This window comes from Micrococcus sp. HSID17227 (assembly GCF_003989405.1).
Classification (GTDB): Bacteria; Actinomycetota; Actinomycetes; order Actinomycetales; family Micrococcaceae; genus Micrococcus; species Micrococcus luteus.
The window spans coordinates 1-11,232 of the sequence record NZ_RBLN01000049.1 but is presented as its reverse complement, the minus strand read 5'-3'; the positions used below and the strand labels follow the sequence as shown (position 1 = coordinate 11,232).

At 72.3% G+C, this 11,232-nt stretch carries 9 protein-coding genes; 6 read left to right on the top strand and 3 right to left on the bottom strand.

The genetic code is table 11. The annotated features are described in order from the left end of the window. Positions 1–185: 185 nt before the first annotated feature. Positions 186–737, bottom strand: coding sequence for a hypothetical protein (locus tag D8M29_RS04560; protein WP_127435374.1), 552 nt, complete (start codon positions 735–737; stop codon positions 186–188). A gap of 136 nt (positions 738–873) precedes the next feature. On the opposite strand from D8M29_RS04560, the gene D8M29_RS04555 reads away from it, so the two are divergent. Beyond that, the gene (locus D8M29_RS04555) at positions 874–2,163 is read left to right on the top strand and encodes an adenylosuccinate synthase (RefSeq protein WP_127435375.1); all 1,290 of its coding nucleotides are present in this window, start codon (positions 874–876) and stop codon (positions 2,161–2,163) included. A gap of 128 nt (positions 2,164–2,291) precedes the next feature. Here the strand turns inward: D8M29_RS04555 and D8M29_RS04550 are convergent, their stop codons facing one another. Continuing rightward, on the bottom strand, positions 2,292–4,511 hold the full coding sequence (locus tag D8M29_RS04550; RefSeq protein ID WP_127435376.1) for a catalase: 2,220 nt from the start codon (positions 4,509–4,511) through the stop codon (positions 2,292–2,294). A gap of 170 nt (positions 4,512–4,681) precedes the next feature. Between D8M29_RS04550 and D8M29_RS04545 the strand changes: the two genes are divergently transcribed. Further along, positions 4,682–5,467 (top strand): carbon-nitrogen hydrolase family protein, encoded by a 786-nt coding sequence (locus D8M29_RS04545; protein ID WP_036315777.1) that lies wholly within the window; start codon positions 4,682–4,684, stop codon positions 5,465–5,467. A 137-nt stretch (positions 5,468–5,604) separates the two neighbouring features. Further along, positions 5,605–6,144 (top strand): hypothetical protein, encoded by a 540-nt coding sequence (locus tag D8M29_RS04540; RefSeq protein WP_127435233.1) that lies wholly within the window; start codon positions 5,605–5,607, stop codon positions 6,142–6,144. A gap of 114 nt (positions 6,145–6,258) precedes the next feature. Here D8M29_RS04540 and D8M29_RS04535 read toward each other — a convergent pair whose 3' ends face one another. Next, complete coding sequence (locus tag D8M29_RS04535; protein WP_036315782.1) at positions 6,259–6,972, bottom strand: IclR family transcriptional regulator; 714 nt, start codon at positions 6,970–6,972, stop codon at positions 6,259–6,261. A gap of 150 nt (positions 6,973–7,122) precedes the next feature. Between D8M29_RS04535 and hutU the strand changes: the two genes are divergently transcribed. The 3 genes from hutU to D8M29_RS04520 form a co-directional block, all read left to right on the top strand. Further along, the gene (gene hutU / locus D8M29_RS04530; protein ID WP_036315785.1) at positions 7,123–8,820 is read left to right on the top strand and encodes a urocanate hydratase; all 1,698 of its coding nucleotides are present in this window, start codon (positions 7,123–7,125) and stop codon (positions 8,818–8,820) included. 117 nt (positions 8,821–8,937) lie between these two features. After that, positions 8,938–10,314 (top strand): YjiH family protein, encoded by a 1,377-nt coding sequence (locus D8M29_RS04525; RefSeq protein WP_036315788.1) that lies wholly within the window; start codon positions 8,938–8,940, stop codon positions 10,312–10,314. Between the two features lie 47 nt (positions 10,315–10,361). Continuing rightward, a partial coding sequence (locus tag D8M29_RS04520; protein ID WP_127445818.1) for an imidazolonepropionase occupies positions 10,362–11,232 on the top strand: 871 nt, incomplete at its 3' end.

The window sequence follows — 11,232 nt, the reverse complement described above, 5'->3', positions numbered from 1 at the left end:
GTGGCGTGGCGCCGGAGCGGATCCTCGTCAGCGGCGTGGCCGCGGACCCAGACCCCGTCGAGCGGGCCAACCTCGTGTTCCTGGCCCGCCTGGCCGGCGCCCACGGGGCGGTGCTGGAGACGGTGCCGCGGGGCACCCCGCCGCGCGTCATGTCGGCGCGCTGACCGCCGTCGTCGGGAGCGTGCTCAGCGAACGGCGCGGATCCGCCGCACCACGCACACCACGATCACCGCGAGACCGGTGAGCGCACTGACGGCCACGAGGGCGAGGCCGCCCACGAGGCCGACGTCCATCGCGGTGCTCGTGCCGAGCAGGTCCATGAGCACCGGGGTCGTGGCGCCGGAGTCCGGGTGGTCGCCGCCGTCGGGGAAGATGATCGCGGCCAGCGCGAAGGACCCCCAGGACACGCCCAGCAGCGTGTGCAGCAAGCGCCCCAGCCGGATGCCGCCCCGCTGCTCGTCCTGCGGGTTCACGCGGGGCAGGAGGAACAGGCTCCCCACCATGACCATGAGGAAGAGCTCGTGGGGCAGGGCCCCGAAGACCATGTAGATGACCGTCATCCAGCCGTTCGCGCCGAAGTTGGAGCGCAGGGCGAGCGCGATCAGGGGCAGGGCGAGGAGGACCAGCGCCCACGGCAGCACGGCCCAGGGGCGCCACGTGCCCACGCTCGGACCCTTGCGGGCGGGGGCCGGGGAGGCGAACTCCGAGTGCTGGGCGTGGGGCGCTGCGGTGCTCATGGAATCAGCGTAGCCAGAGGGTGGCATCCGTCACGCTGGTAGGATTCGGGGGTACGGCCTCCGCGTGCACCGTAAGGGGGCGTTTTCCATGTACGGGCCGGTCCGGGGCGACCCGCGGCCCTGAGGAGAGATGCAGATGCCAGCGATCGCGATCGTCGGAGCCCAGTGGGGCGACGAGGGCAAGGGCAAGGCCACCGACCTGCTGGGCGGGCGAGTGGACTACGTCGTCAAGCCGAACGGCGGCAACAACGCCGGGCACACCGTCGTCGTCAACGGGGAGAAGTTCGAGCTCAAGCTGCTGCCCGCCGGCATCCTCTCGCCCAACGCGACGCCCGTGATCGGCAACGGCGTGGTGGTGAACCTGGAGGCGCTGTTCGAGGAGATCGACGGGCTCGAGTCCCGCGGCCACTCGTGCGAGCACCTGAAGATCTCCGCCAACGCCCACCTCGTGGCGCCGTACCACCAGACCATGGACAAGGTGACCGAGCGGTTCCTGGGCCAGCGCGCGATCGGCACCACCGGCCGCGGCATCGGCCCCACCTACATGGACAAGGTGGCCCGCCTGGGCATCCGCGTGCAGGACATCTTCGACGAGTCGATCCTGCGGCAGAAGATCGAGGGCGCCCTGCGGCAGAAGAACGAGCTGCTGGTGAAGCTCTACAACCGCCGCGCCGTCACCGTGGACGAGATCGCCGAGTACTTCCTGGGCTACGCGGACCGCCTGCGCCCCATGGTCGTGGACTCCGTGAACCTGCTCAACGACGCCCTGGACGAGGGCAAGGTGGTGCTCATGGAGGGCGGCCAGGCCACCTACCTGGACGTGGACCACGGCACCTACCCGTTCGTGACCTCGTCCAACCCGACCGCCGGCGGTGCGGCCGTGGGCGCGGGCATCGGCCCCACCCGCTTCTCCCGGACCATCGGCATCGTGAAGGCCTACACGACGCGCGTCGGCGCCGGCCCGTTCCCCACGGAGCTCTTCGACGAGATGGGCGAGCAGCTGCGCACCACCGGCGGCGAGTTCGGCGTGAACACCGGCCGCCCGCGGCGCACCGGCTGGTACGACGCCGTCATGGCCCACTACGCCGCGCGGATCAACGGCTTCACGGACTACTTCCTCACCAAGCTGGACGTGCTCACCGGCATCGAGAAGATCCCGGTGTGCGTGGCCTACGAGGTGGACGGCGTGCACCACGACCGCATGCCCATGACCCAGACCGAGTTCCATCACGCGAAGCCGGTCTACGAGCTCTTCGACGGGTGGACCGAGGACATCTCCGGCGCCCGCGCGTTCACGGATCTGCCGCTGAACGCCCAGCGCTACGTGGAGGCCCTCGAGAAGCTCTCCGGGTGCCGGATCTCCGCGATCGGCGTGGGCCCGGGCCGCGACCAGGTGGTCCAGGTCCGGGACCTCATCCAGGACTGACCCGGCCCGGTGCCCCGCCCCCGGCCCACCCCGGCCCGCGTTTTCGAACGTGAAAGAGGGCGAATGGGCGCTTTCGAACGTGAGATAGGCCCTATCTCACGTTCGAAAGCGCCCGGGGGTCCGCCGGGTCAGTCGGCCAGGCGGCCCGTCGTCGGGAAACGGTCCCACACGCGGTGCGCGGGCAGCAGCTCCGTCAGCCGGCTGACGGCGGAGGCGCCGTCCGCCGCGGACTCGACGCCCTTGCCGGACACCTGGGCGGCCGCGAGGACGGCCTCCGCCGGCTCGAGGGCGAGGATCGCCTTGGAGTGGCGCCACATCTCCTGCAGCACCTTGACGACGCGCGGGTCCACCGCCTCGGAGGCGGCGGCGCCGGCCTTCTCATCCAGGCCGGGGACGGCGTCAGCGGCGGGGGCCGCCGGCGAGGCCACGACCACGGCATCCAGCTCGATGGACGCGGCGGTCAGGTAGGTCCGCTGGGCCACGATCTCCCCGGCCACGGGGCCGCCCTTCGGTGCGATGACCAGCGGGACCATGCCCGCACCGTGGATGCCCTGCACGAGGGCGTCCAGCTCCTTCTCGTCCACGGACTCGCCCACCACGACGCCGACCTGACGGCCGTCGAGCGGCCACGCCCCGCCGATCTGGGACAGCACGGGGGAGGGCTGCACGTCGGCCGGGGTCTCGGTCGGCGCGGGGACGGGGATGCCCAGGCCGTCCGCGACCTGCTGGGCCAGTCGCGTGTCGATCGCGGCGAGGTGGGCCAGCTGGCGCTCTCGGATGGTCTGCTCGTAGCACTTGCCCAGCTCGAACGTGTACGCCTGCGCCACGTGCTCGCGCTCCACCTCGGAGAGGGAGAGGAAGAACAGGCGCGCCTGCGAGAAGTGGTCGTCGAAGGACGCGGCGTGCGCGCGCTCCTTCACCGAGGCCGGCAGCGGCTCCGGGTGCTCGATGAACGCGTGGTCGTCCGCGGGGGTCTCGTACGGCAGGCCGCCGTCGAGCGAGTTGGGCCGGTACGGCGCCACGCCGCGATGCACGGCGCTCTGGTGGAAGCCGTCACGCAGCATGTCGTTGACCGGGGCGTGCGGGCGGTTGATCGGCAGCTGGTTCCAGTTCGGCCCGCCGAGGCGGGTGAGCTGCGTGTCCAGGTAGGAGAAGAGGCGGCCCTGCAGGAGCGGGTCGTTGGTGACGTCGATGCCGGGCACGAGGTTGGCCGGGTTGAAGGCCACCTGCTCCGTCTCCGCGAAGTAGTTGGACGGGTTGGCGTTCAGCGTCATGCGGCCGAGGGGCTGCACGGGGGCGAGCTCCTCCGGGACCAGCTTCGTGGGGTCGAGCAGGTCGATGCCCTCGAACATCTGCTCCTCGTTGTCCTCGAACACCTGCACGCCGAGCTCCCACTCGGGGAAGGCGCCGGCCTCGATCGCGTCGGCGAGGTCACGCCGGTGGAAGTCCGGGTCCATGCCGTTGGTGAGCAGCGCCTCCTCCCAGGTCACGGAGTGCACGCCGAGCATCGGCTTCCAGTGGAACTTGACCAGCACGGTGGAGCCGTCCGCCGCGATCAGGCGGTAGGTGTGGACGCCGAAGCCCTCCATCATGCGGTAGGAGCGCGGGATGCCGCGGTCGGACATGTTCCACAGGGTGTGGTGCTGGGCCTCGGTGTGCAGGGACACGAAGTCCCAGAACGTGTCGTGCGCGGACTGCGCCTGCGGGATCTCGCGGTCCGGGTGCGGCTTCACCGAGTGCACCACGTCCGGGAACTTGATGGCGTCCTGCACGAAGAACACGGGGATGTTGTTGCCCACCAGGTCCCACGTTCCCTCGTCCGTGTAGAACTTGGTGGCGAAGCCGCGGGTGTCGCGGGCCAGGTCCATGGAGCCGCGGGAGCCGGCCACGGTGGAGAAGCGGACGAACACCTCCGTCTCCTTGTCCTTGGCGAAGAGTCCGGCCCGGCTGATCTTCGCGGCGGTGCCGTAGCCGCGGAACACGCCGTGGGCGCCGGCGCCGCGGGCGTGGACCACGCGCTCGGGGATGCGCTCGTGGTCGAAGTGGCTGAGCTTCTCCCGCAGGTGGTGGTCCTGCAGCAGGGTGGGGCCGCGGCGGCCGGCCTTGAGCGAGTGGTCCGAGTCCTGCAGGCGCACACCGTGCGCGGTGGTCAGGTACGGGCAGCCCTGCGCGGCGGTCGCGGGGTCGGCGCCGGTGTCCTGGCCGGTGGGGGAGACCTGTGCCGGACCGCGCTGGTCCGGGGCCGGGACGGCCACGGGCTGGTCCGGGTGGGTGAGGGCGGTGTGCTCCTCGAGGTCGGGGGTGATCGGCCCCGGCGTGCCGGGGATGTCGGGCTGCTGGGTGGTCATCGCGTCTGCTCCTGTGGTGTCGACGTGCCGCGCGGTGCCGCGCGGATCGGGGGCGGAGGACGACGGCGGCCGATGCGGGCCGACGTCGTGCCCGGTCCCCAGCGTGGCGGCTGGCCCCAGCGCTGACCAGGGCTGACGGCCACCGGCAGGGGCCTGGCTACCCTGGGGGCATGAGGATCAGCGTCGGACAGTTCGGGCCCGTGGGCGACGTCGAGGAGAACCTGGCCGTGATGGCCCGCCTCGCCGCCCGCGCCGCGGGCGAGGGGGCGGACCTCCTGGTGCTGCCCGAGGAGGCCATGCTCGGGGCCCGCGAGGTGGGGGAGGAGTTCCCCGACGCCGTCGCCGCGGCCTGGGAGCCGTTCGCCGCGGGCCTGGCGGCGCTGGCGCGTGAGCACGGGATCGCCGTCGTCGCGGGCGGCTACGAGCCGGGACCGGACCGGCGTCCCTACAACACGCTGCTGGCGGTGGGCGCGGACGGCGCCCGGCTGGGCGCGTACCGCAAGCTCCACCTCTACGACGCGTTCGCGCACCGCGAGTCGGACCGGATCACCCCCGGCGACGGCGGCGTCGCGGCGATCGAGCTCGGCGGGCTCCGCCTGGGCCTGCTCACCTGCTACGACCTGCGCTTCCCCGAGCTGTCCCGGCGTCTGGCGGTGGAGGGCGCGGACGTGCTCGTGATCCCCGCGGCGTGGTTCTCCGGCGAGCACAAGGTGGACCACTGGCGCACCCTGCTCAAGGCCCGCGCGGTGGAGAACACGGTGTGGGTGGCCGCGGCCGACACGTGCTCGGACGGCACCGTGGGCCACTCGATGATCGTGGACCCGCTGGCGCTGCCCGTCGCCGAGCTCGCCGACGAGCGGGAGGCCGTGGTGACCGCGGAGGTCACCCGCGAGCGGATCGACGAGGTCCGGGAGTTCCTCCCCTCGCTCGCCAACCGCCGCACCGACGTCCTCTGAGCCGCCCCCCGCCCGGCGGACGGGTCACCATTACCCCCTCGGGCTGGGAAAAGCCTAAAATCACGTCAGACGTGCAACCAGACGGGCGCCCCGGCGCTCGGAACGCGCCCCGCCCGGGGCGGGACGGGAGATCAGAGATGACCATCAACGCCGACGGCAGCCACGCCGTCCAGCCCCACGCCGCGAACGCCCACACCGCCCCGGCCCGCCCCGTGCGCCACGCCGTGGTGGAGGAGGAGGTGCTCGAGCCGCTGGGCCCGGTGGAGGGCTGGGGCTTCACCAACCGCGTCATCCTCGTCTCGGTGCTCGTCGTGATCATCGGCAACGTCGTGCGCGTGCTCACCGGCGACCTGGGTGATCCGAACGGCTCCGTGGCGCTGGGCGAGACCGGCCACGGCTGGGTCGTGCTGGTGCAGTCGTTCATGTTCGGCCTGGTGGGCGGCGCCCTGGCGGGCGCGGCCGGCTACCTGGTCGTGCTGCTGATGGGCGGGGCTGCCCGCTCCGTCGTGCGCTACGTGGTCGGTGGCGTGGTCGGCGGCTTCCTCGGTGCCGTGGGCCTGTTCGCGGTGTTCTCCAACACCGCCCTCTACGGGGCGGGCCTGCACCTGTTCTGGATGCTGCCGGTGGCGGGCCTGCTCGGCGGCCTCTGGGCGGGCGTCGTCTCCTCCCGCCGCTGATCCCCGCAACCGGCGCCTCGGGCGCCGGCCGCAGAGAAAGGCCCCGGTTCCGGCTCTCGCCGGGCCCGGGGCCTTCTCCGTCATCACTCGCACCTTCGATGAGGTGGCTTCAGCCTACGAACTCGCCTTGGGCTTTCCAGGGGAGTCGGCTGGGCGTTTCCTGGGAGTGTCGGCCGCCCCGAGCAGGTGCGCCAGCTCGTGGGTGGCGGCGACGAGGGCCGCCCCGCACCGGTCCGCCAGCTCGTCCGTGCAGCGGTAGGCCGGCACGAGCGTGCTGAGTGCACCGACCACCGTGCCCGCCACGCTGATGGGGGCGGACAGCGAGGTGACGTCCTTCTCGACGGAACGGGTGCGCAGCGTGTAGTCCCCCGCGGCCACGCTGCCGCGCAGGGCGTCGCCCACGGCCGTGCCCGCCAGGGGGACGGTGCGTCCGACCCAGTTCGTGTGGCGGACCGAATGCGTGCCCTCCACGATCGCCAGGTAGACGGCGGAGTCCGGAGGGGTCGTCACCGAGAGGTAGACGGATTCGCCCGTGGCGGCCACGACGTGGTCCATCGGCCCGCGGGCCAGCTGCACGAGCGAGTCCCGGGAGAAGGCCCGCGCCCCGAGCTGGATGAGGCGCACGCCGGGGCGGTAGGCGCCGTCGTCGTCGCGGGCCACGAAGCCGGATCCCTCGAGGCTGCGCAGCAGGCGCAGCGCCGTGGACGCCGGCAGCTCCGTGGCACGGGCGGCCTCGGTCAGGCTCAGCCGGGGCTGCTCGGTGACGGCGGCGAGCAGGTCCAGGGCCCGGTCCACGGTGCGCGTCGAGGCGGTGGGGGTGGTGGTCATGACAGGGAGCGTAACGGGTGCGGGACACACGGATCGGGCTTGCGCGTGAGCCGAGTCACTGTTTCAATGTTCGGAAAGTGCATGCCGAGCCGTGAAATCACAGGGGCCACTCGTCCCGGCGGCGCACGCACCCCGTCGAGAGGAACTGCCATGGCCGTGGGCTTCACCCAGCACGACCCGTCCCGCACCATCCGCGCCCCGCGCGGCACCGAGCTGTCCGCCAAGTCCTGGCAGACCGAGGCCCCGCTGCGGATGCTCATGAACAACCTGGACCCCGAGGTCGCCGAGCGTCCCGAGGACCTCGTCGTCTACGGCGGCACCGGCCGCGCGGCCCGCTCCTGGGAGGCCTACGACGCCATCGTCGCCACACTCAAGGACCTCGAGGAGGACGAGACCCTCCTGGTGCAGTCCGGCAAGCCGGTCGGCGTCGTCAAGACCAACGTGTGGGCCCCGCGCGTGCTGATCGCCAACTCCAACCTCGTGGGCGACTGGGCCACGTGGCCGGAGTTCCGCAAGCTCGAGGCCGAGGGCCTGATGATGTACGGCCAGATGACCGCCGGCTCGTGGATCTACATCGCCACCCAGGGCATCCTGCAGGGCACCTACGAGACCTTCGCCGCGATCGGCCGCAAGCGCTACGACGGCTCCCTCCAGGGCACCCTCACCCTCACCGGCGGCTGCGGCGGCATGGGCGGCGCCCAGCCCCTGGCCGTCACCCTCAACGGCGGCGTCTGCCTGATCGTGGACGTCTCGGAGGACCGCCTGCGCCGTCGCATGGGCAAGCGCTACCTGGACGAGGTGGAGACGGACATCGACAAGGCCGTCGAGCGCGTCATGCAGGCCAAGCGCGACGGCGAGGCCGTCTCCGTGGGCCTCGTGGGCAACGCCGCCGAGGTGTTCCCCGAGCTGCTCGAGCGCCAGAAGGCCGGCACCGTCGAGATCGACATCGTCACCGACCAGACCTCCGCGCACGACCCGCTGTCCTACCTGCCGATCGAGATCGACGAGAAGGACTGGCACGCCGAGGCCGAGGCCGACCCGGACACCTTCACCAAGAAGGCCCAGGAGTCCATGGCCCGCCAGGTCGAGGCCATGGTCGGCTTCCAGGACATCGGCGCCGAGGTGTTCGACTACGGCAACTCCATCCGCGACGAGGCCCGCAAGGCCGGCTACTCCCGCGCGTTCGAGTTCCCGGGCTTCGTCCCGGCCTACATCCGCCCGCTGTTCTGCGAGGGCCTCGGCCCGTTCCGCTGGGCCGCGCTCTCCGGCGACCCGGAGGACATCCGCGTGACCGACGAGGCCCTGAAGGAGCTGTTCCCCGAGAACGAGCACCTGCACCGCTGGCTCGACGGCGCCGCCGAGTTCGTGGAGTTCGAGGGCCTGCCGGCCCGCATCTGCTGGCTGGGCTACGGCGAGCGCCACAAGGCCGGCCTGCTCTTCAACCAGCTCGTGGCCGAGGGCAAGGTCAAGGCGCCGATCGTGATCGGCCGCGACCACCTCGACTCCGGCTCCGTGGCCTCCCCGTACCGCGAGACCGAGTCCATGCTGGACGGCTCCGACGCGATCGCCGACTGGCCGCTGCTGAACGCCCTGACCGCCACCTCCTCCGGCGCCACCTGGGTGTCGATCCACCACGGCGGCGGCGTCGGCATCGGCCGGTCCATCCACGCCGGCCAGGTGGGCGTTGCCGACGGCACCGAGCTGGCCGCGGCCAAGCTCGAGGCGCTGCTCACCAACGACCCCGGCATGGGCGTCATCCGCCACGTCGACGCCGGCTACTCCCGCGCCGTCGAGGTCGCCGCCGAGCGCGGCGTCCGTGTGCCCATGGAGGCCACGATCCGGGACTGACCCCGGTCACGTCGTCGGACGGCGACGGTGCCGCCGCGCCGTCGCCGTCCGACGGCTTCACCGCCGCGAGCCGGACGGGCGGACGCCCGTCCGGCTCGCGATCGAAAGGACACCACGATGGACTCGTCCCGCCCCGCAGACCACGAGCTGCACACCGACACCACCGCGATGGCCGCGATCGAGGCCGACGCGCCCCGCCCGCCGGCGCGCTGGCGCATGATCGTCTACTCGGCGATCGGCATCGTCATGTTCTTCGTGCCCGTCACGATCAACGGGGCGAGCTCCATCCCGCTGGACCACCTGGTGACCTGGGTGCGCGGGCTGCTCGGCCCGGCCGACCGCTGGGTGGGCATGGCCATCATCGCCGCCGGCGCCGTGTACCCGTTCGCCTCGGGCCGCTGGCGCACCAGCACCACCCGGACGGTCTTCGCCTTCCTCGCCGTGCTCGGCCTGGTCGCCTCGGCGATGGTCGTGTTCGGCGTGGGCCCGAGCTGGATCCTGGACGAGAGCATCGGCCCGTTCCTGATGGACAAGCTCGTGGTGCCCGTGGGCCTGATCGTCCCCATCGGCGGCGTCTTCCTGGCCCTCGTGATCGGCTACGGCCTCATGGAGTTCGTGGGCGTCTACCTGCGCCCGGCCATGCGGCCGATCTGGCGCGTGCCCGGCCGCGCCGCCGTCGACGCCGTCGCCTCCTTCGTGGGCTCCTACGCCCTGGGCCTGCTGCTGACGAACCGCATGTACACCGGCGGCCGCTACACGGCCCGCGAGGCGGCGATCATCGCCGTCGGCTTCTCCACGGTGTCCGCGACCTTCATGGTGATCGTGGCCAAGACGCTGGGCCTGATGGACATCTGGCTCTGGTACTTCTTCGGCACCCTCGCGGTGACGTTCGCGGTCACCGCCATCACGGTGCGCATCCCGCCGCTGAGCCGCATCCCGGACGAGTGCTACCCGGGCGTCACCCACTCGCCCGAGCAGGCCGTCACCCGGGACCGCTTCCGCGTGGCCCTGCGCGCCGCCGAGCAGACCCTCGCCGAGGCCCCGTCCCTGCCGAAGAACATCTGGGTCAACTTCCGGGACGGCCTCGTGATGGTGCTCCAGATCCTGCCCTCCATCATGTCCGTGGGCCTGATCGCCCTGGTCCTGGCCACCTACACGCCCGTGTTCGAGTGGATCGGCGTGATCTTCTACCCGCTGTTCTGGGCGCTCGGCTACTCCGACCCCGGCCTGCTGGCCTCGGCCTCCGCCACCTCGATCGCCGAGATGTTCATCCCGGCCACGATGGCGGCCGGTCACGAGGACCTCGTCGCCCGGTTCGTGATCGGCGTCGTCTGCGTCTCCGCGATCATCTTCTTCTCCGCGGTGGTTCCTGCCATCCTGGCCACGGACATCCCCGTGAAGATGTGGCACCTCCTGGTGATCTGGGTCGAGCGCGTGGCGCTCACCATCGTGCTGGCCACGCCGCTGGCCCACCTGGTGGCCGCGCTCACCTGAGGCCCACCCCACCGCCCCACCCCCGTCCGTCCCGCAGAGAGGCCCCCATGCGCTCCACGCTCATCACCGACATCGCCGAGCTGACCACCGTCGACCCCGAGGGGCGGGTGCTCCAGGACGCGGCCGTCGTCGTCGAGGACGAGCGCATCGCCTGGATCGGCGCCGCCGCGGACGCCCCGGAGGCGGACGACCGGGTGTCCGTCGAGGGCCGCGCCGTGCTGCCCGGCTGGGTGGACTCCCACACGCATCTCGTGTTCGACGGGGACCGCTCCGCGGAGTTCGAGGCCCGCATGGCGGGCGAGTCCTACGCGGCCGGCGGCATCGGCGTGACCACCTCCGCCACCCGTGCCGCCTCGGACGACCGCCTGGCCGAGCTGGTCCGCGGCCGGGTGGCCGACGCGGTGGCCGGCGGCACCACCTACCTCGAGACCAAGACCGGCTACGGGCTCACCGTGGCGGAGGAGGCGCGCCACGCGCGCCTGCTGGCCGGGCTGCGCGAGGAGGGCCTCGTGGACGAGGTGACCTTCCTCGGCGCCCACCTCGTGCCCCCGGGCCGGGACGCGGAGGACTACCTCGACGACGTCGTCGGACCGATGCTCGAGGCCGTGCGGGAGCACGCGGGCTGGGTGGACGTGTTCTGCGACGCCGGCGCCTTCGACGCCGAGCAGACTCGCCGCGTGCTCGCCGCGGGCGTGGCGGCGGGACTGGGCGTGCGCCTGCACGGCAACCAGATCGAGCAGGGCCCGGGCGTGGGCGTGGCCGTGGAGTTCGGCGCCGCCTCCGTGGACCACGTCAACCACCTCTCCGACGCGGACGTCGAGGCCCTCGCCGGCACCTGGACCGGCTGGGACCGCGCCTCGGCCACCGGCACGCCCGGCACCGTGGCCGGCTGCCTGCCCGCGTGCGACCTGTCCACCC

Bases quoted from the DNA above. Each gene is read 5' to 3' on its own strand.
- D8M29_RS04560 (WP_127435374.1), bottom strand. From the start codon at position 737: ATGAGCACCGCAGCGCCCCACGCCCAGCACTCGGAGTTCGCCTCCCCG.
- D8M29_RS04555 (WP_127435375.1), top strand. From the start codon at position 874: ATGCCAGCGATCGCGATCGTCGGAGCCCAGTGGGGCGACGAGGGCAAG.
- D8M29_RS04550 (WP_127435376.1), bottom strand. From the start codon at position 4,511: ATGACCACCCAGCAGCCCGACATCCCCGGCACGCCGGGGCCGATCACC.
- D8M29_RS04545 (WP_036315777.1), top strand. From the start codon at position 4,682: ATGAGGATCAGCGTCGGACAGTTCGGGCCCGTGGGCGACGTCGAGGAG.
- D8M29_RS04540 (WP_127435233.1), top strand. From the start codon at position 5,605: ATGACCATCAACGCCGACGGCAGCCACGCCGTCCAGCCCCACGCCGCG.
- D8M29_RS04535 (WP_036315782.1), bottom strand. From the start codon at position 6,972: ATGACCACCACCCCCACCGCCTCGACGCGCACCGTGGACCGGGCCCTG.
- hutU (WP_036315785.1), top strand. From the start codon at position 7,123: ATGGCCGTGGGCTTCACCCAGCACGACCCGTCCCGCACCATCCGCGCC.
- D8M29_RS04525 (WP_036315788.1), top strand. From the start codon at position 8,938: ATGGACTCGTCCCGCCCCGCAGACCACGAGCTGCACACCGACACCACC.